Origin of the sequence: Pseudoduganella ginsengisoli, assembly GCF_009720865.1 — a bacterium.
Lineage (GTDB): Bacteria > Pseudomonadota > Gammaproteobacteria > Burkholderiales > Burkholderiaceae_D > Rugamonas > Rugamonas ginsengisoli.
Window position 1 is genome coordinate 84,773 of the sequence record NZ_WNLA01000021.1, and the last position, 23,913, is coordinate 108,685.

A 23,913-nucleotide genomic window follows, 5' to 3' on the forward strand; every position below is an offset into this window, starting at 1 on the left:
GGATTCAACATGACTGCAAATGAAGCACTCCCGGTATTGCTGGACCGCGCCGCGCTGCATGGCGCGCTGGCCGATCCCGTATTCGATTCGATCAGCTTCCTCAACGAAATCATGGACCGCTATCCCCGGGCCATTTCGTTTGCGCCCGGCGCACCGTATGCGGGCTTCTTCGATGAGCTGGACGTGGCGGCGTGCCTGCGGCGCTACACGGACTACCTGGCTGAAACCAAGGGACGCACACCCGCGCAAATCAACAAGCTGCTGTACCAGTATGGCCCGGCCCGTGGCGTCATCAATGAATTGATTGCGGAAGCGCTGCGCCAGGATGAGCAAATCAGCGTTGCGCCTGAATCCATCGTCGTGACGGTGGGCTGCCAGGAAGCGCTGCTGCTGGTCTTGCGCGCACTGTGCGCGGGCAGCGGCGATGCGCTGGCGGTCGTCAATCCGTGCTTTGCCGGTATCGCCGGCGCCGCGCGCCTGCTCGACATGCCGATGATCGCCATCGACGAGACAGCGGACGGCATCGATTTCGCGGCGCTCGAGCAGGCATGCCGCGACGCGCGCGCCAATGGCGGCAACGTGCGTGCGCTGTACGTGGCGCCGGATTTTTCCAACCCGTCCGGCGCCATCCTCAGCCTCGAAGCACGCCATCGTCTGCTGGCGCTGGCCGCACAGGAAGACTTCCTGCTGCTGGAAGATAACGCGTACGGCTTTACCGCCGCTCCCGGCAGCGCCTTGCCGACGCTGAAAGCGCTGGACCGTGCGCAGCGCGTCGTCTACCTGGGTACGTGCGCGAAAACCTGCATGCCGGGCGTCCGTGTCGGCTTTGCCGTGGCGGACCAGCGGATTGCCCTCGGCAATGGCAAGACCGGCTTGCTGGCCGATGAACTGGCGACGCTGAAAAGCATGGTGACGGTCAATACGTCGCCGATTTGCCAGGCCATCGTGGGCGGCATGCTGCTGGAACACGGCGGTTCCATTGCTGCCCTCAGCCACGGCAAGGCTGCGCTGTACCGGAACAACCTCGCGTATTTGCTGGACGCGCTGGAACGCCACCTGGGCGGCGGCAACCACCCGGCCATCACGTGGAACCGGCCGGCCGGCGGCTTCTTTGTACGCGTGCGCATTCCGGCCGTGGCCGATACGTCGCTGCTCGCGTATTGCGCCGCCGAATATGGCGTGCTGTGGACGCCGATGAGCTTTTTCCACCTGGGCCGCGCCGGCGACCATGAATTGCGGCTGTCGTGCAGCTACCTGGACCCGCAGCAAATTGAAGAAGGCGTCAAGCGCCTGGCGCGCTTCCTGTGCGATCCGCGCGTCCTCGACGGAAAGGCCGTGCAATGAGCGCCATGGAACGGGACGACGCGCCGCACGTGCAGTATGAAAAGCGGGGCCGCGTGGCGTACATCACGCTGTCGCGCCCGCACGTGCTGAACGCAATGAATTTGCGCATGCACGGGGAACTGGCGGAAATCTGGGATGACTTTGAACGCGACGACTCCCTGTGGCTGGCCGTGCTGACGGGCGCCGGCGAACGCGCCTTCAGCGTGGGCCAGGACTTGAAGGAACTGGCGGCGCGCAACCGCAACGGCGCATCCGCCTCGAGTTTCGGCAGCAAAGGCTTGCCTGGCTGGCCGCGCCTGACGGAACGGTTTGACATGGCCAAACCCGTCATCGCGCGGGTCAATGGCTATGCGCTGGGCGGCGGCTTTGAACTGGCGCTGGCGTGCGACATCGTGGTGGCGGCCGAGCATGCGCAATTCGCGCTGCCGGAAGCGGGCCTGGGCTTGATTGCCGGCGCCGGCGGCGTATTTCGCCTGACGCGGCAAATGCCGTTCAAGGCCGCCATGGGCTACCTGATGACGGGCCGCCGCATGACGGCGGCGCGCGCGCTGCAGTTTGGCCTCGTCAACGACGTGGTGCCTGCGGACCAGCTGGACGCCTGCGTGGACGGCTGGGTGCAAGACATCCTGCGCAGCGCGCCGCTGGCCGTGCGCGCCATCAAGCAAGTCGCCGCGCAGTCGGCGCACTTGCCGCTGGAACAGGCGTTTTCCGCCCGCTACAGCTGCGAAGACGCGCGCCGGGCCAGCGACGATTGCCGCGAAGGTCCCGCTGCCTTTGCAGAAAAGCGCCCGCCCCGGTGGAGCGGACGCTGAGCAGTGTCAGTGATATCAGAATACCAAGAGAGTGAGGAGTGGTTTATGCAGTATAGGAAGGTAGTCAATGCGCTTGGCATGCTGGCCGCCGCAAGCCTGATGCAGGCGTGCGCCGTGGGTCCGCACTATGCGCCGCCCGCCGCCGAAGCGCCCGCCAGTTTCCACGCCAGTTTGCCGCAGGCAGACCAGCGCGCGGCGGATTTGCGCGACTGGTGGCGCCAGTTCGATGATCCGCTGGTGGCGCAGCTGGTGGATGCGGCGCAAGCCACCAACCCCACGCTGGCGCAGGCGCTGGCCCGCATCGAGCAGGCGCGCGGCAGCGCGGGCAGCGCGCAAGGGGCCCGCTTTCCTGAACTGAATGCGGGTGTCAGCGGCAACCGCAGCAAAACCACAGGCGCCGACGGCGTGCCTGTCATCACCACCACCAGCCTGCGGGGCCTGGACGCCAGCTGGGAACTGGATTTGTTTGGCGCCAAGCGCAAGGCCGCCGATGCGGCGGAAGCGCGGCTGGCCGCCCGCACGGCCGACTGGCACGCGGCGCGCGTGTCGCTGGCGGCCGAAGTCGGTTCCACCCTCGTCGATTACCGCGCCTGCGTGGCCACGGCGCAAACGCTGGAGCAAGACCTGGGTTCGCGCATGCAAACGCTGCAGCTGACGGAGCGCAAGGTGAAGGCCGGCTTCATGTCCGCTGCGGACTCCACCTTGATCAATGCGTCGGCGGCGGATGCGCGCCAGCGCCTGGTGGCGCAGCAAGCCAATTGCGACTTGAACATCAAGGCGCTGGTGACCTTGACGGGCATCGCGGAACAGGATCTGCGCGCAAAACTGGGCGCCAGCGCCGCCCTGCCCCAGCCACGCGCCATTGCCGTGCAAAGCGTGCCGGCGCAGGCGCTGCAGCAGCGCCCCGACGTGGAAGCGGCAGAACGCGAACTGGCGGCAGCCAGCGCCGACATCAACGTGGCGGAAGCGGCCCGCTATCCCCGCCTCACCTTGACGGGCAACGTCGGTATCGCGGGCCTGCGCCTGTCCGGCGCCAGCAACAGCGACAGCACGTGGTCGTTCGCCCCGGCCCTGACCTTGCCGCTGTTCGATGCGGGCCGGCGCCGCGCCGACGTGCACGTGGCGCAGGCGCGCTATGACGAAGCCTATGCCGTCTACCGGCAGCGCGTGCAGGGCGCCGTGCGCGAAATCGAAGAAGCGCTGGTGCGTCTCGATTCCGCCGCGCGGCGCCAGGACGACGCGCAGGCAGCGGCGCGCGATTACGAGCGCTATTTCGAATTAAGCAATGACCGGCTGCGGGCCGGCACCGGCAGCATGTTCGAGCTGGAAGATGCGCGCCGCAGCGCACTGTCGGCGCGCCAGAACCTGATCGGCGTGCAGCGCGAGCGGGTCACGGCATGGATCGCCTTGTACAAGGCATTGGGCGGCGGCTGGACGGCCACCCCGCGCAGCTAATTCAACATAGGGAAGACGCAGGAAATGAAGAAATTGACGCTAAAACAAACGACGCTGGCCGTGCTGGCGGCCCTGTGCTGCATTGGTATCGTGGTGGCCGGCTCGGGCGAGCCGGAAAACAGCGGCAGCAAGGATGTCAAGCCGGCGGCCGCCAGGCAGCGCCCTGTGATGACGGTCAGCGCCGTCAAGCCGCAGCAGCACGACTGGCCATTGACCTTGACCGCCAACGGCGCCGTGGCGCCATGGCAGGAAGCCGTGATCGGCAGTGAACTGGGCGGCCAGCGCCTGGCCGAAGTCAACGTCAACGTGGGCGATAGTGTGCGCAAGGGACAGGTCCTGGCGCGCTTCACGAGCGACAGCGTGGCGGCCGACGTGGCGTTGCAGGAAGCCGCGCGCGAAGAAGCGCGCGCCGCCATGGAAGAAGCCAAATCCAACGCGGACCGTGCCCGTGAACTGGACAACAGCGGCGCCATGTCGGCGCAGCAGCGCGTGCAATACCTGATCGCGGAACGCACGGCCAAGGCCCGCCTGGCGTCTGCCGAAGCGCGCCTGCGCAATGAACAAATCCGCTTGCGCCAGACGCAAGTCGTCGCGCCGGACGATGGCGTCATCACGGCCCGCAGCGCCACCCTGGGCGCCGTGGCCCAGCAAGGCCAGGAATTGTTCAAGTTTATCCGCCAAAACCGCCTGGAATGGCGCGCGGAAGTGCCTGCGGCCGACCTGCTGCGCGTGAAACCCGGGCAGGCCGTGCAACTGGCCGCCACCGATGGCAGCAGCGTGGCAGGCAAGGTGCGCATGCTGGGCCCCGTCGTCGATGCCGCCACCCGCAGCGCCACCGTATATGTCGATATTCCCGATACCACCAAGCTGCGTCCCGGCATGTTCCTGACTGGGACGCTGGAACTGGGCAGCAAAGCCGCATTGACAGTGCCGCACGGCGCCTTGCAAATGCGCGACGGCGCCGCCTACGTATTTACCATTGGCGCCGACGACCGTGTCGTGCAGACGCGCGTGACGCCGGGCCGCCGCGTGCAGCAGCGCATCGAAGTGGTCGAAGGCGTCAAGGCCGGTACGTACATCGTGGACCAGGGCGCGGGCTTCCTGGCCGATGGCGATATCGTCAAGGTCACGCCGCCGGCCGTTCCCAAAGCACCGGACAAGGCAGCCGATAAGGCAGCTAAAACCGCCAGCGCAGCCAGCGTTCCCCATGGCGGTCCGGCCAAAGTGGCGCTGAAGTGAAGGATACCGGCATGAATGTTTCCGCTTATTCGATCCGGCATCCGATCCCTGCGATCCTGCTGTTTATCCTGCTGACTATCGCCGGCCTGTTTGGCTTTCGCGCCATGAAAGTGCAGGATTCGCCGGACCTGGACTTCCCTGTCGTGTTTGTCCGCAGCGCGCTGCCCGGCGCATCGCCGCCGCAGCTGGAGTCCGACGTCGCACGCAAAATTGAAAATTCGCTGGCGTCGATTTCCCAGGTGCGCCACATCTACACCACCATCAGCGATGGCATGGTGGAGACGTCCGTGCAATTCCGCCTGGAGAAAGACGTGGCCGAAGCCATGGCCGACGTGCGCGATGCGGTAGGCCGCGTGCGCAGCGATTTGCCGGCAGACTTGCGCGATCCCGTCATCACCCGCCTGGACCTCGCGGACCAGCCGGTGCTGACGTACACCGTCAGTTCCGCCAACCGCGATGAAGCGGCGCTGTCCTGGCTGATCGACAGTAAGTTCAGCAAGGCGCTGCTGCTGGTGCCTGGCGTGGGGCGTGTCGCCCGTGTCGGCGGCGTCACCCGCGAAATACTGGTGGAACTGGACCCGGCCCGCCTCGCATCGTTCAACGTGTCGGCCGCCGACATCTCGCGCCAGCTGCAGCGGGTGCAGCAGGAAGCGTCAGGCGGCATGGCCAGCATCAGCGGCGTGCAGCAATCCGTGCGCACCATCGGCACCGTGCGCAGCGTGGAAGAAATCGCGGCGCTTAGCATGGCGCTGCCGGACGGCCGCAAGATCCGCCTGGACCAGGTGGCGCGCGTGCTCGATACGCATGCGGAGCGCCGCGCCATCACACTGCTCGATGGCAAGCCCGTGATCGGCTTCACCATCACGCGTAACCGTGGCGCCAGTGAAATCGAAGTGGCCAAGGCCGTGCGCAGCGCCGTGGCGGAACTGGCCGCCAGCGAGCCGCACGTGACGCTGCGCGAAGCATTCAACGGCGTTGACACGGTGCGCGACAACTATGCCGGCTCGATGTCGCTGCTGTACGAAGGCGCGCTGCTGACGGTGGTTGTCGTCTGGTTCTTCCTGCGCGACTGGCGCGCCACGCTGGTATCGGCGCTGGCGCTGCCACTGTCCGTCATCCCCACCTTCATGGTCATGCACTGGCTGGGTTTTTCGCTGAACCTGATTACCCTGCTGGCGCTGGCGCTGGTGGTGGGCATCCTCGTCGATGACGCCATCGTGGAAATTGAAAACATCATGCGCCACCTGCGCATGGGAAAAACGCCGCTGCAGGCGGCGCTCGATGCGGCCGATGAAATCGGACTGGCCGTCGTCGCCACCACGGCCACCCTGATTGCCGTGTTCCTGCCGACCGCCTTCATGGGCGGCGTCGTGGGCCAGTACTTCAGGCAGTTCGGCTGGACCGCATCTGTTGCCGTGGGCGCGTCGCTGATCGTGGCCCGCATGGTGACGCCGATGATGGCGGCTTACCTGCTGAAGCCCGCCCCGCACGCTGGCCGGGAACACCCGCTGATGGCGCGCTATCTGGCGGCCGTCGCATGGTGCCTGCGCAACCGTTCCCGCACGCTGGCCATGGCTGCAGCGTTCTTCGTGGCTTCCTTGGCGCTGATTCCGTTCCTGTCCACGGCGTTTTTCCCGCCGGTAAACGGCACGCAGACGCAAGTCACGCTGGAACTGGCGCCCGGCTCCACCTTGGAAGAAACGCGGCAGGCGGCGGAACATGCGCGCGCCCTGCTGGTGCGCGACAAGGACGTGGTCCAGGTGTACAGCGCCATCGGCGGCGCGGACGTCCAGCGCGCCACCTTGACGGTCAGCCTGAAGCCGCGCCAGGAACGCGGCCGCAAGCAGATCGACATCAACCGCGACTTGCGCGCGCAACTGGCGGAATTGCCCGGCGTGCGCACCACCGTGGGCAGCGCCGACGAAGCGGCGGAAGAATTGACAGTCTCGCTGGAAGGCGACGATGCGGAAGCGCTGAAAGCCGCCGCACAGGCGATCCAGCGCGAAATCCGCACGATTCCCGGCCTGGGCAGCATTTATTCCGACGTCAGCGTCCTGCGTCCGGAAGTGATCGTGCGTCCCGATCCGGCCAAGGCCGCTGACCTGGGCGTGTCGGCCGCAGCGATTGGCGACACGCTGCGCGTGGCCACGTCCGGCGACTATGACCAGGACTTGTCGAAACTGAACCTGCCGGAACGCCAGGTGCCGATCCGCGTGCGCCTGCCGGAATCCGCGCGCCAGGACCTGGACTTGCTGCAGCGCCTGACGGTGCCGGGCAAGAGCGGCAACGTGCCGCTGAGTTCCGTGGCGGACGTGCGCATCGACAGCGGCGTGGCCCGCATTGACCGCCGCGACCGCATCGGCCGCGTCGTGATCCACGTGGAATTGAATGGCGCGGACTTGAACGAAGTCGAGGAAAAAGTCGATGAACTGGCCAGCCTGAAACAGCTGCCGCCCGGCGTCAAGCGCAGCCAGGGCGACCGCGAAATGCAGAAAGAACTGTTTTCCAATTTCGGCATGGCCATGCTGACGGGGATTATCTGCGTCTACATGGTGCTGGTGCTGCTGTTCCGCGGCTTCATGCAGCCCGTGACCGTCATGTCGGCGCTGCCGCTGTCGATCGGCGGCGCCTTTGCCGCGCTGCTGGTGACGCGCAGCTCGCTGTCGCTGCCATCGCTGCTGGGCTTATTGATGCTGATGGGGATCGCCGTGAAAAACTCCATCCTGCTGGTGGACTATGCGATGCGCGCACGCCGCCTGCATGGCAAGGACCGCGTGACGGCGCTGGTGGAAGCATGCCACAAGCGCGTGCAGCCTATCGTCATGACCAGCGTGGCCATGGCGGCCGGCATGCTGCCGGTCGCGCTGGGCTGGGGCGCCGACCCGAGCCTGCGCTCGCCGATGGCCATTGCCGTCATTGGCGGCTTGATCACGTCCACCGTATTGAGCCTGCTGGTGGTGCCTGTCGTGTTCACGTATGTGGATGACTGGGTGCTGAAGGCCCGCGCCAAATGGCAGCGCCGCCCCGCGCCTGCCGCTCCCCACCACGCGGATGGCGCCATTGCGCGCGAGCCTGCGGAAACCATTTGAAGCAAGGATTCGCCATGAAACATTCAACAGTGGAACTGGGCGCCCCGACCCTGCACATGGAAAACGTGGGATTCCGCTACCGCAACGGCCACCAGGCCGTGCAGGGATTCACGCTGACGCAGCGCGCCGGCATCCTCGGCGTGCTGGGTCCGAACGGCGCCGGCAAGTCCACGCTGATGCGCATGCTGGCCACGCTGACGCGCCCCACCGAGGGCGCCATCGTATGGAACGGCGCCGATTGCGTGCGCGAACCGGATGCGCTGCGGCGCAGCCTGGGCTACCTGCCGCAGGAATTCGGCACGTATCCGGCATTGACCGCCCGGGAATTCCTGCACTACCTGGCCGCCGTCAAAGGCTTGCCGCATGCCGCCACGGCGCAGCGGGTCCAGCATTGCCTGGAACTGGTGGGACTGGAAGGCGCGGCGGACAAGCGGCTGGCCGACTGCTCGGGCGGCATGCGCCAGCGCGTCGGCATTGCGCAGGCGCTGCTCAATGATCCGCAATTGCTGATCGTCGATGAACCCACCGTGGGGCTGGATCCGGACGAGCGCCAGCGCTTCCGCAACCTGCTGACGGACCTGGCGGGGCAGCGGCTGGTGCTGCTGTCAACCCATATCGTGTCGGACCTGGAAGCCAGCGCCACGGCGTTGGCTGTCATGGAACAAGGCAGGCTGCTGTTCCATGACACGCCGCAGGCGCTGCTGTCGCAGGCGGTGGGCAAGGTGTGGCAATGGACGATTCCTGCTACTGACCTTTCGGCCGTGCGCACAGCGCACCGGGTTTCCGCGTCGCTGCTGCGTCCCGGCGGCGTACAGGTGCGCATCGTTGCCGCCACGGCCCCGTCGCCGGACGCCGTTGCAGCCGAGCCCACGCTGGAAGACGCCTACGTGTGGCTGCTGTCCCGCCAGGGAGGCCGTGGCTGACATGGAAGGCATACAACGATTGACCGCCCTGTTGCGGGCGGACGTGCTGCAGCGGTTGCGCGCGCCCCGCGTGTGGGCGCTGCTGGCCGTGCTGTCCGGCGCCGCGTGGTTTTGCTTCCCGCCCGCGTCGTCCACTTACATGATCCTCGGCGTGGGCGGTATCTACCGTGGCCAGTACGGCAGCGCGTGGATCGGCATGGCGCTGGCCATGCTGTGCATCTGGCTGTCTTTGCTGGGCTTTTACGCCGTGCGCGGCAGCCTGGCGCGCGACATCGATACCCGCGTGTGGCAATTGCTGGCGGCCACGCCGATGCCGCGCGCCGTGTATTTGCTGGGCAAGTGGTGCGGCAACCTGCTGGTGTTGCTGATCGTGCTGGCCGGCGCCACGGTGGCGGGACTGGCGGCACAGCTGGTGCGTAGCGAAGACCGGGCCATCGACCTGATCGAACTGGCCAAGCCGCTGCTGTTACTGGCCTTGCCGCTGCTGTCGCTGACAGCCATGTGCGCGCTGCTGTTTGATTTGCTGCCATGGCTGCGCCGCACTGCCGGCAATGCGCTGTTCCTCGTGCTGTGGGTCGCCACGCTGGCCGTCACGCAGCAGGGTTTGCAGAGCGAGCAGCAGCGTGCCGGCACGCGCTGGCCGGGCGATCCGTTCGGTGTCAGCGTGTTTGACCGCACCGCGCATGAACGGCTGGCCCGCCAGTATGCAGTCGATGCGGCGCCGGGCTTTTGCCTGGCTTGCGGCATGGCCAATAAACAGCCCCGCATGCTGGACTGGCATGGCTGGCAGCCCACTGCCCGCGAGGCAGCCGGGCGCGCCACGTGGCTGGGTGTTGCGCTGGGCGCCGTCGTGCTGATGGCGTCGCTGCTGGACTGGGCGGCGGCCCAGGCAGGCCCGCCCGCGCGCGGCTCGGCAACGGGCGCCGGTTACAGCCTGCGCTGGCTGGACCGTTTGCTGCAGCCGCTGCGCGGCACGGCGTTTGGCAATGTGCTGGCGCTGGAACTGCAACTGGCGCTGCGCCAGCGCCGCCTGTGGTGGTGGCTGTCACTGATGGCGGCATGGGCCGTGCAATTGCTGGCCAAGCCCGGCGTGGCCGCGCTGGCGCTGGTGGCGGCGTGGGTGCTGTCGCTGGACTTGTTTGCCCGTTCCGGTTTGCGCGAACACGGCCAAGGCATGGGCGCCGTCGTGTTTGGCGCCAGCGGCGCCGCGCGCCGCGTGGGGTGCGCGCGCTGGCTGATGCTGGTGCTGGTGGGCGTGCTGTGCGGCTTGCCGTTGCTGGTGCGCTTCGGCATCGGCAATGCGCCGCTGGCGCTGGCGGCGCTGGCCGTGATCCTGTCGCTGGCCAGCTGGGGCCTGGCGCTGGGCGCACTGACGCGCAGCGCCCATGCCTTTGAATTGCTGGTGTGCGCGCTGGCTTACCTGGCCATCGATGGCGCGCCCGCGCTGAACGTGGCCGCGTCCCCTGCCCTGACCGGCGCCGTACACGTGGCGCTGCTGCCCTTGTCCGCGCTGATCCTGTGGCGCACCTGGCCAGGAGGTCGGCATGCGTGATGAAGTTCATATGATTCAAACGAAGGAAGTTGACTGCATGTCCAAACAACCAACCGTCCGTGGCGCTGTAGGCATTCCACTGGCGATCTGCATCGTCATTGCTTTGGTGGGACTGGTGCTGCTGGGCTTTACGCCGGAGCGCTTGCCGGCGCCGGCTGCCGCCAATGCGCCAGCCAGCCAGTTTTCATCGGCACGCGCGCAGGCAGCGCTGGCGCACATTGCGGCCAAGCCCCATCCGACCGGCACGACGGAAAACGCGGAAGTGCGCGCTTACCTGATGGGTGAGCTGGTGAAACTGGGGCTGCAGCCGGAAGTCCAGAGCGGGACCGGACGCCAAAGCTCCCGCCCTTGGGGCGTCGTGGGCCAGGTGCACAACGTGGTGGCGCGCCTGCGTGGCACACAGCCGGGCAAGGCGATCCTGCTGTCGGCCCACTACGATTCCGTGCCGAACAGCCCCGGTGCGGCCGACAATGGCGCTTCCGTGGCCGCCATCCTGGAAACCGTGCGCGCACTGAAAACCGGCCCTGCCTTGCGCAATGACGTGATCATCCTGTTCACGGATGGCGAAGAAGCGGGCTTGCTGGGCTCCGACGTCTTTGCCAACAGCCACCCGTGGGCCAACGACGTGGCGCTGGCGCTGAACTTTGATTTCCGTGGCAGCAGCGGCCCGATGCTGATGTTTGAAACCAGCGGCGGCAACGGCAAGATGATTGCTGCGCTGGCGCGGTCGTCCGGCAACCCGGTCGCCAATTCGCTGCTGTACGAAGTCTACCAATTGATGCCGAACGATACGGACATGACGTCGTACAAGCAGCGCAAGCTGCGCGGCATGAATTTCGCGGCCATAGAACAGTCGCACAGCTACCACATGCAGACCGACCGCATCGAGGCCGTCAACCCGGCCAGCCTGCAGCAGCTGGGCGAGATCCTGCTGTCGCTGACGCGCCATTACGGCACGGCGGAGCTGACGGCCGTTGAAGCGCCCAACCGCGTGTACTTCAACCTGCCCGGCTTGGGCCTCGTGCACTATCCGGCCAGCGCCGCGGCGATACTGGCGGCGGCCACGATGGCGCTGTTCATGGGCGTCACCGTCATGGCGGTGCGTGCCGGTCAGGCCCGCACCCGCCGCGTCATCGGCGGCGCATTTGCCTTCCTCGCCACGGCGGTGCTGCTGGCGCTGGCGTCGCAGCTGGCGTGGATGGCGATCGGCATCGTCAACCCGGAAGTCAACCTGCTCGACACGCCGTACCACAGCCAGTGGTATCTGCTGGGCTTTGCCGCTCTGGTGGCGGCGGCCTTCACGGCCCTGCTGCCGCGCTGGGAACGCTGGCTCAGCGTGACGGAATTCGGCCTCGGCGCCATGCTGCTCTGGGTCTTCCTGCAAGCGGTGGCGTCACTGGCGGCGCCGGGCGCCACGTTCCTGTTGACGTGGTCCCTGTTGCCGCTGTTTGGCGTGCTGGTGCTGCTGTTCACGCAGCGCGGCCTGCGCATGAAGACCAGTGTCCGCGCATGCCTGCTGCTGCTGGGCCTTTCGCCGGCAGTGGTGCTGGCCGCCCCGGTCGTGCGCATGGTGTTCAACGGCCTGGGTCCGCAACTGTTCTTTATTACCGGCCTGGTGCTGGTACTGGTGCTGGGCGTCATGACGCCGCTGCTGGCATTGCTGAATAGCCGCGCGCTGCTGCCATGGACCGGCCTGGCCACCGGCATTGCCGCCATCGCGGCAGGCATGGCCTTTGGCCAGTTCGACAACGCCCAGCCACAGCCCACCAACCTGTTTTACGCGTACAACGGCACGTCCGGCCAGGCGTTCTGGATTTCACGCGACGAAGAACTGGACAAGTGGAATGCGAAATACTTCCCGAAAGATGTCACGCCCCGCAAGGTGCCGGAAATCTTTGGCGGCACGCCGCGCCTGTACTGGGCCGCTTCCGCGCCCGTGCTGCCCGGCCTGACGCCGCCGCAAATCGAAGTGCTGGATGACGTCACCATCGGCTCCATGCGCAGCATCGCGATGCGGGTGCGCAGTGTGCGCAATGCGCCGGCGCTGACCGTCAAGGTGGAAGGCACGCCCGTCACGGGCGCGCAAGTGCAAGGCAAGGAAATGACGCTGGAATCCGGCCCCCGCTGGGTGCTCGAAGCCTATGGCATGGGCGGCGAGTGGCTGGAACTGGCAGTGCAAGTCAAGACTGGCAAGGCTTTTCAGGTAAGGCTCAGCGACGAGGCATATGGCTTGCCCGCCGCTGAGGCAGCGTCGCGTTCAGCGGCTCTCGTCCCCGGCATGTATGGAACCAGTGCAGATACGGTCCGGGCTATTCAAGTGATGGAGTTCAAATAAAAATGATGAAACGAGACATATATCCGATTGGGGAAGCGCCACCGCTGGGAGAGGTACCGGCCCGCATGTATGCGTGCACTGCACGGCGCGAACGCTTTGGCGAGCCGCGCACCGGCATGCGTGTGGAAGCCGTACCGGTGCCGGAAATCGGCGACGATGAAGTGCTGGTGTACGTGATGGCGGCAGGCGTCAACTACAACATGATCTGGGCCGCGCAAGGCATCCCTGTCGATGTGATCGGCCTGCACCAGAAAGCGGGCCATCCGGAAGACTTCCACATCGGCGGCAGCGATGCGGCAGGTATCGTCTACAAGGTGGGCGCCAACGTCACGTACCCGAAAGTGGGCGACGAAGTGGTGATCCACTGCGGCACGTGGGACGCCAATTGCGAACGCGTGAAAAGCGGCGTCGATCCCATGTTTTCGCCATCGTTCCGCATCTGGGGCTATGACCGCAACTGGGGCAGCTTTGCGCAGTTCACCAAGGTCCAGGCGCACCAGTGCCTGCCCCGTCCGCAGCAGCTGACGTGGGAACAGTCGGCCGCTTACATGCTGGTGGGCGCCACGGCGTACCGCATGCTGTACGGCTTTGCGCCCAACGTCGTGCGCGAAGGCGATCCTGTGCTGGTATGGGGCGGCGCGGGCGGCCTGGGTTCGATGGCGATCCAGATTTGCCGCGCGGCGGGGGCCAAACCGATCGCTGTCGTATCAAGCCGCGACAAGTTTGACTATTGCATGGAGCTGGGCGCGGTCGGCTGCATCAACCGCCAGGATTTCAGCCACTGGGGCATGCTGCCGCACTGGACCGACACGGAAAAATTCGACAAATGGTCCGAAGGTGCGCGCGCGTTCGGCAAGGCGATCTGGGACATCCTTGGTGAAAAGCGTTCGCCCACGATCGTGTTCGAGCATCCGGGCGAGCAGACCTTGCCCACTTCGCTGTTTGCCTGCGATACGGGGGGCATGGTGGTCACGTGCGCCGGCACGTCCGGCTACAACGCCACCGTGGACGTGCGCTACCTGTGGATGCGCCAGAAGCGTTTGCAGGGTTCGCACTTCGCCAACGACGAACAGGCGGCCGGCATCAACGCGCTGGTGGCAGCCGGCAAGGTCGATCCTTGCCTGTCACGTACGTTCTCGTTCGACGAAATCGCGTATGCGCACCAGCTGATGTATGAAAACAAACACCCGCACGGCAACATGGCCATCCTGATCGGCGCCCGCACGCCGGGGCTGGGCCGCAACATCGATAACAAGGAGTTTTGAGTGAATATTATGGAACGCAACCTGGGCGAACTGCCACCCGTGGCTTATCCGGACATGAGCAAGGAAGAACGCGACTTGCTGGCGATGGACTTGACAGACCGTTCCGGCCCGCACCTGATTGCCGCCGCGTGCGCGCCGGGCGATGCGGCGCAATGGATGGCGAAGAACAGGGGCCAGGTGCTGGACATGGTGGGCGCGAGGGGCTGGGCGCTGGTGCGGGGGCTGGGCATCGGCAATCCCGGCGACTTCCGCAAGTGCATCGAGGAACTGGGTTTGCCGCTGGTCGATGAATATGGCGACTTGCCGATGATGCCGTCCGACGATGGCACGTCCGGCGTATTCAACGTGACGAAGTACCCGGCGAAAAACGCGATCCTGTTCCACAACGAAGGTTCGCACACGACGCAGCCGCCCCGCAACATCTTCTTCCAGTGTTCGATTGCCGCCGAGTGCGATGGCGAAACACCGCTGGCCGATTCCGCTGCCGTGCTGCAGGCGCTGCCTGGCCATATCGCGCAAGCGTTCGCAACGCGCGGCCTGCTGTACAAGCGCAATTTCATCGACGGGCTGGACGTGTCGTGGCAACAGTACTTCAACCTGTCGTCGCGCGAAGAACTGGAAGCGCTGTGCGCATCGCAGGGGATCAACGTGATCTGGCGTGCCGATGGCGGCCTGTCCACGGAAACGCTGCGGCCGGCCGTGATCCGCCATGCAGGCAGCGGCAAGGACGTGTTCTTCAACCAGATCCTGCTGCACCACCCTGCCGCGCTGGATCCGAAAGTGCGCAAGGCGCTGCAAGGCATGCTGAAAGATGGCCAGGGCTTCCCGCGCGACGTGTGCTTCGGCGACGGCGGCACGATTCCCGATGACTGGGTGGCGGAAGTGCTGCGCGCACACATCCGCGTGGCGGCCACGTTTGCGTGGCAGCCGGGCGACGTGGTGGTGGTGGATAACTATGCGGTGTCGCATGCGCGCCGGCCGTTCAAGGGCCCGCGGCAGCATCACGTGGTGCTTGGGCAGACTTGATACGAAAAAAGGGCTTCCCGCGGGAAGCCCTTTTTACGCGATTAAGACCAGCTTATTGCACTTTTATTGCACTTGCACGGCGTCAGCCACGGTACGGAACTCGTCGATCTGGTCGAAGTTCATGTAGCGGTAGATGTCAGCCGAATTCTTGTCGATCACGCCGATGTTCGACATGTATTCATCCTTGGTCGGGATGCGGCCCAGCGCCGAGCACACGGCGGCCAGTTCCGCCGAACCCAGGTACACGTTGGTATCGATGCCCAGACGGTTCGGGAAGTTGCGGGTGGACGTCGACATCACGGTGGCGCCCTTGCGGATCTGCGCCTGGTTACCCATGCACAGCGAGCAGCCCGGCATTTCCATGCGGGCGCCGGTGCGGCCCAGCGTGCCGTAGTGGCCTTCGGACGTCAGCACTTGCGCATCCATCTTGGTTGGCGGCGCAACCCACAGGCGCACTGGAATGTCGGACTTGCCTTCCAGGACCTTGGCGGCGGCACGGAAGTGGCCGATGTTGGTCATGCAGGAGCCAACGAACACGTCGTCGATCTTCGCGCCAGCCACGTCGGCCAGGGTTTTCACGTCGTCCGGGTCGTTCGGGCAGGCCACGATAGGCTCGTGGATGTCGGCCAGGTCGATTTCAATGACGGCGGCGTATTCCGCGTCCGCGTCCGGCGCCAGCAGCTGCGGGTTCGCCAGCCATGCTTCCATGGCCTTGATGCGGCGTTCCAGGGTGCGCTTGTCCTGGTAGTTATTGGCGATCATCCACTTCATCAAGGTGATGTTCGACGTCATGTACTCGATGATCGGCGCTTTATCCAGGTGCACGGTGCAGCCTGCGGCGGAGCGCTCTGCCGATGCGTCGGACAGTTCGAATGCCTGTTCCACTTTCAGGTCTGGCAAGCCTTCGATTTCCAGGATGCGGCCGGAGAAGATGTTCTTCTTGCCTTTCTTGTCCACGGTCAGCAGACCCTGGCGGATCGCGTACAGCGGAATCGCGTTGACCAGGTCACGCAGGGTCACGCCAGGCTGCATCTTGCCTTTGAAGCGCACCAGCACGGATTCCGGCATGTCCAGCGGCATCACGCCGGTGGCGGCGGCGAAGGCCACCAGGCCCGAACCGGCTGGGAACGAAATACCGATCGGGAAACGGGTGTGCGAGTCGCCGCCGGTGCCCACAGTGTCCGGCAGCAGCAGGCGGTTCAGCCACGAGTGGATCACGCCGTCGCCTGGACGCAGCGCCACGCCGCCACGGTTTTCAATGAAGGTTGGCAGTTCGCGGTGGGTTTTCACGTCCACGACTTTTGGATACGCCGCGGTGTGGCAGAACGATTGCATCACCATGTCGGCCGAGAAGCCCAGGCAAGCCAGGTCTTTCAGCTCGTCGCGGGTCATCGGGCCGGTGGTGTCTTGCGAACCCACGGTGGTCATCTTTGGCTCGCAGTACGTGCCTGGACGGATGCCCTGGCCTTCCGGCAGGCCGCATGCACGGCCAACCATCTTCTGCGCCAGCGAGAAGCCTTTGCCGGTATCGACCGGGTTTTGCGGCAGGCGGAACAGCGTCGATGGGGCCAGGCCCAGCGCTTCGCGCGCCTTGGCGGTCAAGCCACGGCCGATGATCAGTGGAATACGGCCGCCGGCGCGCACTTCGTCGAACAGCACGTCGGATTTGACTTTGAATTCAGCGATGACTGCGCCGTTTTTCAGCGCTTTGCCTTCGAATGGGCGCAGCTCGATGACGTCGCCCATTTCCATTTGCGACACGTCCAGTTCGATAGGCAGTGCGCCCGCGTCTTCCATCGTGTTGTAGAAGATCGGAGCAATCTTGTTGCCCAGGCAAACGCCGCCGAAACGCTTGTTCGGGATGAATGGAATGTCTTCGCCCGTGAACCACAGCACCGAGTTGGTGGCGGATTTGCGCGAAGAACCGGTGCCGACCACGTCGCCGACGTAAGCAACCAGGTTGCCCTTGGCTTTCAGCGCTTCGATTTGCTTGATCGGGCCGATCTTGCCTGGTTCTTCCGGATTGATGCCTGGACGCGGATTTTTCAGCATGGCCAGCGCGTGCAGCGGGATGTCCGGACGGGTGGTCGCGTCAGGGGCTGGCGACAGGTCGTCGGTGTTGGTTTCGCCGGACACTTTAAATACGGTCAAGGTCAGGCTTTGCGGCACTTCCGGACGGGACGTGAACCATTCCGCGTCGGCCCACGATTGCAGCACGGCCTTGGCGCGGGCATTGCCCTTGTCGGCCAGGTCCTTGACGTCGTGGAAGTAGTCGAACATCAGCAGGGTTTTCTTCAGACCTTCGGCAGCCACGTCGCCCACGGCGTCGTCGCCCAGCAGGTCGATCATCGGCTTGATGTTGAAGCCGCCCAGCATGGTGCCCAGCAGGCGGGTCGCCAGTTCACGCGACACCAGCGGCGACGTTGCCAATCCCTTGGCCACGGCGGTCAGGAAAGCAGCTTTGACTTTGGCCGCATCGTCCACACCGGCAGGAACGCGGTTGGTGATCAGGTCGACCAGGAAGGCTTCTTCGCCGGCTGGCGGATTTTTCAGCAGTTCGACCAGGTCCGTGGTCTGCGCTGCAGACAGCGGCAGTGGCGGAATGCCGAGGGTTGCACGTTCTGCGACGTGGGCGCGGTATGCGGCTAACATTGGAAGCTCTCCCTGTGATGTCAAAAAAGTTGTTGAGGTAATAACTCACCCAACTGCGTATGCGAGTATTGTACATCAACAAGTCTTCTATAAGACATAAGATAAGAAAACTAGTTGCGAATGGGGCTGTTCAGCACGCATTTTGCGTTGCCGCAATGCAACTTCACCTGGGAGGAGCACCCGCTCAGCTTTCTACTGGCGGATCTGCCGGCGCGCGGCGCAATTCAGCAATTTCCGCGCGCAGCGAGCCGATTTCGCGCAGCAGCAAGCGCATGTCGGCATGCAGTTCACGGCGGATCAGCTTTTCATCTTCGCCGACAAACAGCGCGGCAATGCTGGCCGTGACCAGCGACAGCAGCGCATAGCCGAGCAGCACGATAAAGACGGCAAACACTTTGGAAGCCGGCGTGGACGGCACGATATCGCCAAAGCCGACCGTGGCGCCCGTGGTGAACGCCAGCCACAAGCCATCGGCAAAGCTGTGCACTTGCGGTTCCAGCCAATAAAAGCCGCCGCCCGCGATGACCAGCATGGCCAGCGACACGCCGCACATGGGCGCCAGCGAATGCGGCCCCACGTAGCCCACCGCCAGCGTCACCATGCGCAGCGAAATCACTGCGCAGACCAGCAAGCGCATGATCCATTCCGCATTGGTCCATGGCGGGATCGTTGGCCAGATGCAGGCCACGATTGCTGCCAGTAACACGATGTCCACGTGGCGCCACGAATGTGCATGGGCCTGGTGCGTGCGCAGCGCCGGGTGGAACAGGTGCACAGCGAACAGCAGCGCGGCCGCCACGTACAGCCCCTGCCCGGCCAGCCGTTCCGTGGCTGTGGCGCCGTCGAGCATTAAATAAAAGCCCGGTATGGTCAGCGACAATGCCAGCGGCTGCAGCAATTGCCGCGCCTTGCGCAAAACCGATAAAAACATGTCTTGATCCCTTTCAAACCACCGTCACATCCTGGGCCAAAACGTGTGGCGCAGCGTCAATAGCACGCACTTTAGCAAGTAACAATAATAATTTTATTGATCCAGATCAAATCGCAGCCAGTGGCAATACGTGTTTGCCGTAGCGGGAGATTGAACCCTTGGGCGCCGGAGCGGTATTGACGGACTAAATACAGGCGGGACGCGCCTGTGCCAATCCGGAGAACCTCATGAAACAACTGATGTGGCTGTGCGCCCTGCTGTTCGCACAGTTCGTGGCGCCCGCCCTGGCGCAAGACTTCCTTCCGCCGGAGCAAGCCTTTGTCTTGCATGCGGAGCTGCGCGATGCACGTACCGTATCGCTGCACTGGAGCATCCCCAAGGGTTATCACCTGTACCGCGAACGCCTGTCGTTCACGGGCGGCGGCGTGCAGCAACCGCAGTTGCCGCCTGGGACGCGCAAGTTTGATGAAAACTTTGGGAAGGACATGGAAACGTATTACCAGTCGCTGGACCTGGCCGTGCCGCTCAGCGGCGGCGCTGCCACCACGCTGGCCGTGGGCTACCAGGGCTGCGCCGATGCCGGGCTGTGCTACCCGCCCATGGAACGCAGCTTCCGCATTGATCCCGTCAAGCGAACGATCGCGGAAATCAGCGGCGATGGCGACGCCAGCGCTGCCGCCGGCGCTAATGCGGCGGCGGCTGACGACGACACTTCGCTGGCCCAGCGCACGCTGCAAAGCGGCAGCCTGTGGCGCATTGGCGCGGCCTTCCTTGTATTCGGCCTGCTGCTGTCCTTCACACCGTGCGTACTGCCGATGGTGCCTATCCTGTCGTCCATCATCGTCGGCGAGGGTAATGTGACGCGCCGCCGCGGCCTGCTGCTGGCGGGCACATACAGCATCGGCATGGCGCTGGTCTATACGGCGCTGGGCGTGGCGGCCGGGCTGGCGGGCGAAGGCTTGGCCGGCGCGCTGCAAAAGCCTTGGGTATTGCTGGCCTTCGGTGCGCTGCTGTTTGCGCTGGCGCTGTCGATGTTCGACGTCTACCAGCTGCAATTACCCAGTGCGCTGCAAAGCCGCCTGACCGAATCCAGCGGCCGCATGAGCGGCGGCAAGTTTGCCGGCGTATTTGCCATGGGGGCGCTGTCGGCCCTGATCGTGGGGCCATGCGTGGCGGGGCCGCTGGCCGGCGCCCTGCTCTACATCAGCCAGACCGGCAACGCCGCCACCGGCGGCTGGGCGCTGTTTGCCATGGCGTGCGGCATGAGCGTGCCGCTGCTGCTGACGGGATTGTCGGCAGGCAGCTTGCTGCCGCGCGCCGGGGCCTGGATGAACCACGTAAAAAAAGTGTTTGGCATGCTGCTGATTGCCGTCGCGGTCTGGATGATCATGCCGGTGCTGCCGGTGTCTGCAAGCATGGCGCTGTGGGGCGTGCTGGCCATCCTGTGCGCGGCCTTGCTGCGCACCGGCGAAGCGTTGCCGGCCGGCGCGGGCATCGGCGCGTATGCGGCCAAGGCGCTGGGCGTGGTCATGCTGCTGGCCGGCGTGTTTGAACTGGTGGGCGCCGCCAGTTCAGGCAAGGATGTGCTGCAACCGCTGGCGCACCTGCGTGGCGGGGTGAATTCCGGCGCATCCGCTGACGCCATTCGCTTCACCCGCATCCATACGGTGGCGGAACTTGACCAGGTGCTGGCGGCGGCAAACAAACCCGTGCTGCTGGACTTCTACGCCGACTGGTGTGTCGCGTGCAAGGAAATGGAACGCATGACCTTTACCGATTCCCGCGTCCAGGCCGCCCTGCAGGCCATGCAGCTGGTGCAGGCCGACGTCACCGCCAACAACCCCGAAGACCGCGCACTGATGAAGCGTTTCCAGCTGTTTGGCCCGCCCGGCATCATCCTGTTCAATGCCGGAGGCAAGGAAGTGCCGCAAGCCCGCGTCATCGGGTTCATGCCGGCCGCGGCATTCCTGAGCCAGCTGCGGCACGTCTCAGGCTGACCCGCACCGGCTATCACGAATGTTAGAACCGGGCGCGCAGTTCCAGGTATGCATTCTGTTCATTGAGCTTGCCTTCATGGTGCTCGTCTTTTGTCCCGCTTCTGTTGGTAAAGTTGTTGATGCCGGTTTGAGCCTCGCCCAGACCAATGTAACGGTAACCCAAACCTAGCGTGAATACTTTGTTCAGGCGGTAACCCATGCCGACTGCCAGGCCGTAGGCAAAGTTGTCCTGCGTGTGCTGCTCAAAGGTACGAAGCGTCGTGCCTTGATAGCCAGCGGCGCGGATTTTGGACATACCGATGCCGGCGCCTGCGTGCAAAGACAGTGCCTCGGCTACAGGGAACTCTTTGTAGGCATTGAACATGAGCCGTTGAGAGTTGGCCTGGACGACATTTCTGCTTTCACCGCCAGTCCATTGCCACAATGTGTCGAACTCGGATTTCGTCTGCGCGCTGTACTCTGCTTCGACACGCCAGGCATTGGGCAGGTACCAGCCCACGGCAAGCGAACCGCTGGTTTTGTCGCTGCTATCCGGACCCTTGATGATGCTGATCGCACGCGGGCTATAGGGTTTTTGATCGGCAATGCGCAGTTGCGCACTCTGCACCCGCAGGGCCACATAATTGCCCTGGGCAGTCGCGATGGAGTCCTGCGCCTGTGCTGCAAGCGACAGGCCCGCGATCAACGTCATTGACCATTTCATCTTCATGATATTTCCCTGTGTATCGTGTCATTATTTAGCCTTCATGCAGCCGGGGACATAGGTTGATCCGTTGTTGGCATCATGGAATCCACGCTCCCCGCCGCCGCTGGCTGTTTCACAAATTAAATGTCAAACTGTATTCCGCTGCGTGGCTTTCGTTGTGGCAGGAATTGCATATGCTGTATCAGCTCAAGGCGCTACTCATGTTTTCGGAATCGGGGATTTGCATCTGTCCATGAGGACCACTGCGCAGCTTACACATTGATGAGATAACGCAGCTTTGAACATTACGCAGGCCGCACAGCACACATGGACCGTTTTTCCGAACTCAAAGCATTCGTACTGGTAGGCAGCACCGGTGGTTTTTCCACGGCGGCGCGGCAACTGGGTGTCGCCACGTCGTCCGTCACGCGGCTGGTCGATGCGCTGGAAGAACGCATCGGCGTCCCGCTGCTGAACCGCTCCACGCGCAGCGTCACGCTGACCGATACAGGCCACAGTTATTTCGGCAAGGCGCAACTGATCCTGGAACAGCTGGAAGCGGCCGATGATGCGGCGTCGGCGCGCGGCAGCGTACCGCAGGGAGTGCTGCGCGTGACGGTCCCGGTGTCGTTTTGTACGCTGTATATCGCGCCAATGCTGGCCGAATTCGGCCGCCGCTATCCCAAAGTGGAGCTGGAAGTCCAGTTGAGCGATGCGTTCACCAATATGGTCGACGAGTCGATCGACGTGGCGATCCGGATCGGCGCCATCGACCAGCAACCGAGCCTGATCGCGCGGCGGCTTGCGGGCCACCAGCGCATTTTATGCGCCAGTCCGGCCTACCTTGCCGCGCATGGCACTCCCGCAACGCCAACCGCCCTGCTGCGGCACAATTGCCTGCAACTGGCTTTCGGCGGACCACGGCGCAGCTGGCGATTGCAGCGCGGCGATGACGTGCAGGACATTGCCGTGCGCGGCACGCTGTCGGTGAATAATGGGGAAGTGATCCGGCAGGCCGCCGCCGATGGCGCCGGCATTGCCCTGCTGGCGGACTGGCTGGTGGGCAGCGACCTGCGTTCCGGACGTCTGGTACGCCTGCTCAGCGATTACCTGGCCAGCCCCGGCACTGCGGACATCACCGCGGACGTTGCCGTGCACGCGGTCTACCAGGCCAACCGGCGCGGATCGTTGAAAGTCAAAGCGTTTGTCGACATGCTGGCTGCGCATCTGGATGACGTCCTCGGGCAGCCGCTGTAGTCCGGCTATCCGTGCATTGCGTGCGGCGCCGGGTAATCACGATGCCTGCCGGGCGCCCTGTCACTCCCCAAGCCAATACGCCAGCGCCGCCGCAGGAAACGCCATCCCCGCCCACAGCGCCGCATGCCAGCCATAGCTCGCGTAAATCCACGCGCCGCTGGCCGATCCCAACGCACCGCCGGCAAAGAACAGCGCAAAATACATTCCGTTCAGGCGGCTGCGCATTTCCGCCCCCAGCGCGAAGATGGCGCGCTGGCCCAGCACCAGGTTGCCGGCCACGCTCATGTCCAGCACGATGGACGCCGCCACCAGCAAGGCCAGCGCCACATTGCGCGACTCCGGCGCCAGCAGCGGCAGCGCAAACCCCAGCATGGCCAGCACCAGCGCGCCCGCCGTCGCCGCCTTCGTATGGCCGTGGTCAGCCAGCCGGCCCGCAATGGGCGACGCGACGGCGCCCGCCAGGCCCACCAGCGCAAACACGGCAATGCCGGTCTGCGACAAATGGAACAGCGGACTTTCCAGCATCAGCGGCGTCACAGTCCAGAACAGGCTGAACGCGCCAAACAAGCCGGCGTGGTAGGCCGCGCGCCGGCGCACCACCGGCGTGGATACAAACAGCGCCCACAGCGACGCAATCAGGCGCCGATACGGTATCGGCGTGGCGGGCCGGCGCACGGGCAGCTTATGGTGCAGCAGCACTGCCAGCGCAAGGATGACGATGGCGGCGCCGGCAAACACCGCGTGCCAGCTGCTGTGGTCCGCCACCAGCGACGCGGCCGGGCGCGCCAGCATGATGCCCATGAATAAGCCGCTCATGACCTTGCCCACGGTTTGCCCGCGCGTGTGTTCCAGCGACAGGTGGGCCGCAAACGGCACGAGGATTTGCGCCGCTACCGACCCCACGCCGATGGCCAGCGCGGCGGACAGGAATACCCACGCGTGCGTTGCGAACGCGGCCATCATCAGCGCGGCCGACGTAAAGGCCAGCGCGCCAACGATCAGGCGGCGGTTTTCCAGCCGGTCGCCCAGCGGCACGACAAACAGCAAGCCCAGCGTATAGCCGATCTGCGTCAAGGTGACAATCAGGCCGGCCGCCTGCGCCGACAGGCCAGTCGCAGCGCGGATCGGCCCGACAAGGGTTTGTGCATAGTACAAGTTGGCAACAATCAGCCCGGACGCGACGGCCAGCAACAGGACCGTACCCCGCGGGATATCGGCGGGCAGTGCAGTGGATTTGCTCATAAGACAGCCTCATTTGAATGTGTGGTGCTGCCAAGCATAATCTTTGCGCACTAAATTGATAATTTGCACGAGTTGCAATTATCCTTTGCGATCTGCGCAAAACTCAGCG

General features: G+C 64.7%; 16 protein-coding genes. 12 read left to right on the top strand and 4 right to left on the bottom strand.

The genetic code is table 11. The annotated features are described in order from the left end of the window. Positions 1-9 precede the first annotated feature (9 nt). The 10 genes from GM668_RS24200 to GM668_RS24245 are packed head-to-tail and all read left to right on the top strand — an operon-like array spanning position 10 to position 15,040. Entirely contained in the window at positions 10-1,344 is a 1,335-nt protein-coding gene (locus GM668_RS24200; RefSeq protein WP_155441535.1) for an aminotransferase-like domain-containing protein, read from the top strand. A gap of 5 nt (positions 1,345-1,349) precedes the next feature. Beyond that, positions 1,350-2,156, top strand: a complete 807-nt coding sequence (dpgD, locus tag GM668_RS24205; RefSeq protein WP_211923449.1) for an enoyl-CoA-hydratase DpgD — start codon at positions 1,350-1,352, stop codon at positions 2,154-2,156. A 45-nt stretch (positions 2,157-2,201) separates the two neighbouring features. Continuing rightward, the gene (locus GM668_RS24210) at positions 2,202-3,611 is read left to right on the top strand and encodes an efflux transporter outer membrane subunit (protein ID WP_155441537.1); all 1,410 of its coding nucleotides are present in this window, start codon (positions 2,202-2,204) and stop codon (positions 3,609-3,611) included. A gap of 24 nt (positions 3,612-3,635) precedes the next feature. Then, entirely contained in the window at positions 3,636-4,850 is a 1,215-nt protein-coding gene (locus tag GM668_RS24215; protein ID WP_155441538.1) for an efflux RND transporter periplasmic adaptor subunit, read from the top strand. An 11-nt stretch (positions 4,851-4,861) separates the two neighbouring features. Beyond that, positions 4,862-7,939, top strand: a complete 3,078-nt coding sequence (locus GM668_RS24220) for an efflux RND transporter permease subunit (protein ID WP_155441539.1) — start codon at positions 4,862-4,864, stop codon at positions 7,937-7,939. A gap of 14 nt (positions 7,940-7,953) precedes the next feature. Beyond that, on the top strand, positions 7,954-8,862 hold the full coding sequence (locus GM668_RS24225) for an ABC transporter ATP-binding protein (protein ID WP_155441540.1): 909 nt from the start codon (positions 7,954-7,956) through the stop codon (positions 8,860-8,862). Continuing rightward, positions 8,855-10,414 (top strand): hypothetical protein, encoded by a 1,560-nt coding sequence (locus GM668_RS24230; protein WP_170305800.1) that lies wholly within the window; start codon positions 8,855-8,857, stop codon positions 10,412-10,414. Before GM668_RS24225 ends, GM668_RS24230 begins: the two co-directional genes overlap by 8 nt. Before the next feature lie 37 nt (positions 10,415-10,451). Beyond that, positions 10,452-12,749, top strand: a complete 2,298-nt coding sequence (locus GM668_RS24235; RefSeq protein WP_170305801.1) for a M28 family peptidase — start codon at positions 10,452-10,454, stop codon at positions 12,747-12,749. A gap of 2 nt (positions 12,750-12,751) precedes the next feature. Next, positions 12,752-14,014, top strand: coding sequence for a crotonyl-CoA carboxylase/reductase (ccrA, locus tag GM668_RS24240; protein ID WP_155441543.1), 1,263 nt, complete (start codon positions 12,752-12,754; stop codon positions 14,012-14,014). 9 nt (positions 14,015-14,023) lie between these two features. Beyond that, a complete protein-coding gene (locus GM668_RS24245; protein ID WP_229499837.1) occupies positions 14,024-15,040 on the top strand; it encodes a TauD/TfdA family dioxygenase in 1,017 nt (338 codons plus the stop codon). A 63-nt stretch (positions 15,041-15,103) separates the two neighbouring features. Here GM668_RS24245 and GM668_RS24250 read toward each other — a convergent pair whose 3' ends face one another. Both GM668_RS24250 and GM668_RS31330 read right to left on the bottom strand, forming a co-directional pair. Beyond that, positions 15,104-17,692 carry a bifunctional aconitate hydratase 2/2-methylisocitrate dehydratase gene (locus tag GM668_RS24250; RefSeq protein ID WP_155441545.1) on the bottom strand — a complete coding sequence of 863 codons (2,589 nt, stop codon included), beginning with the start codon at positions 17,690-17,692 and terminating at the stop codon, positions 15,104-15,106. A gap of 184 nt (positions 17,693-17,876) precedes the next feature. Beyond that, positions 17,877-18,623: a potassium channel family protein gene (locus GM668_RS31330; protein ID WP_229499826.1), complete on the bottom strand. Its 747-nt coding sequence runs from the start codon at positions 18,621-18,623 to the stop codon at positions 17,877-17,879. Between the two features lie 227 nt (positions 18,624-18,850). Here GM668_RS31330 and dsbD point away from each other — a divergent pair, with 227 nt between their 5' ends. Continuing rightward, positions 18,851-20,620 carry a protein-disulfide reductase DsbD gene (dsbD, locus tag GM668_RS24260; protein ID WP_155441546.1) on the top strand — a complete coding sequence of 590 codons (1,770 nt, stop codon included), beginning with the start codon at positions 18,851-18,853 and terminating at the stop codon, positions 20,618-20,620. Positions 20,621-20,642: 22 nt separating this feature from the next. Here dsbD and GM668_RS24265 read toward each other — a convergent pair whose 3' ends face one another. After that, on the bottom strand, positions 20,643-21,329 hold the full coding sequence (locus GM668_RS24265) for an outer membrane protein (protein ID WP_155441547.1): 687 nt from the start codon (positions 21,327-21,329) through the stop codon (positions 20,643-20,645). Between the two features lie 303 nt (positions 21,330-21,632). Between GM668_RS24265 and GM668_RS24270 the strand changes: the two genes are divergently transcribed. Next, on the top strand, positions 21,633-22,562 hold the full coding sequence (locus GM668_RS24270) for a LysR family transcriptional regulator (protein WP_155441548.1): 930 nt from the start codon (positions 21,633-21,635) through the stop codon (positions 22,560-22,562). A gap of 60 nt (positions 22,563-22,622) precedes the next feature. On the opposite strand, the gene GM668_RS24275 is transcribed toward GM668_RS24270, so the two are convergent. Then, a complete protein-coding gene (locus GM668_RS24275) occupies positions 22,623-23,804 on the bottom strand; it encodes an MFS transporter (RefSeq protein ID WP_155441549.1) in 1,182 nt (393 codons plus the stop codon). Between the last annotated feature and the right edge of the window lie 109 nt (positions 23,805-23,913).

What these genes read in the sequence shown, in the direction of transcription:
- GM668_RS24265 (WP_155441547.1), bottom strand. Translation starts at nt 21,329, where the DNA reads ATGAAGATGAAATGGTCAATGACGTTGATCGCGGGCCTGTCGCTTGCA.
- GM668_RS24200 (WP_155441535.1), top strand. Translation starts at nt 10, where the DNA reads ATGACTGCAAATGAAGCACTCCCGGTATTGCTGGACCGCGCCGCGCTG.
- GM668_RS24270 (WP_155441548.1), top strand. Translation starts at nt 21,633, where the DNA reads ATGGACCGTTTTTCCGAACTCAAAGCATTCGTACTGGTAGGCAGCACC.
- dsbD (WP_155441546.1), top strand. Translation starts at nt 18,851, where the DNA reads ATGAAACAACTGATGTGGCTGTGCGCCCTGCTGTTCGCACAGTTCGTG.
- ccrA (WP_155441543.1), top strand. Translation starts at nt 12,752, where the DNA reads ATGATGAAACGAGACATATATCCGATTGGGGAAGCGCCACCGCTGGGA.
- GM668_RS24210 (WP_155441537.1), top strand. Translation starts at nt 2,202, where the DNA reads ATGCAGTATAGGAAGGTAGTCAATGCGCTTGGCATGCTGGCCGCCGCA.
- GM668_RS24225 (WP_155441540.1), top strand. Translation starts at nt 7,954, where the DNA reads ATGAAACATTCAACAGTGGAACTGGGCGCCCCGACCCTGCACATGGAA.
- GM668_RS31330 (WP_229499826.1), bottom strand. Translation starts at nt 18,623, where the DNA reads ATGTTTTTATCGGTTTTGCGCAAGGCGCGGCAATTGCTGCAGCCGCTG.
- GM668_RS24250 (WP_155441545.1), bottom strand. Translation starts at nt 17,692, where the DNA reads ATGTTAGCCGCATACCGCGCCCACGTCGCAGAACGTGCAACCCTCGGC.
- GM668_RS24275 (WP_155441549.1), bottom strand. Translation starts at nt 23,804, where the DNA reads ATGAGCAAATCCACTGCACTGCCCGCCGATATCCCGCGGGGTACGGTC.
- GM668_RS24215 (WP_155441538.1), top strand. Translation starts at nt 3,636, where the DNA reads ATGAAGAAATTGACGCTAAAACAAACGACGCTGGCCGTGCTGGCGGCC.
- GM668_RS24220 (WP_155441539.1), top strand. Translation starts at nt 4,862, where the DNA reads ATGAATGTTTCCGCTTATTCGATCCGGCATCCGATCCCTGCGATCCTG.
- GM668_RS24245 (WP_229499837.1), top strand. Translation starts at nt 14,024, where the DNA reads ATGGAACGCAACCTGGGCGAACTGCCACCCGTGGCTTATCCGGACATG.
- GM668_RS24235 (WP_170305801.1), top strand. Translation starts at nt 10,452, where the DNA reads ATGTCCAAACAACCAACCGTCCGTGGCGCTGTAGGCATTCCACTGGCG.
- dpgD (WP_211923449.1), top strand. Translation starts at nt 1,350, where the DNA reads ATGGAACGGGACGACGCGCCGCACGTGCAGTATGAAAAGCGGGGCCGC.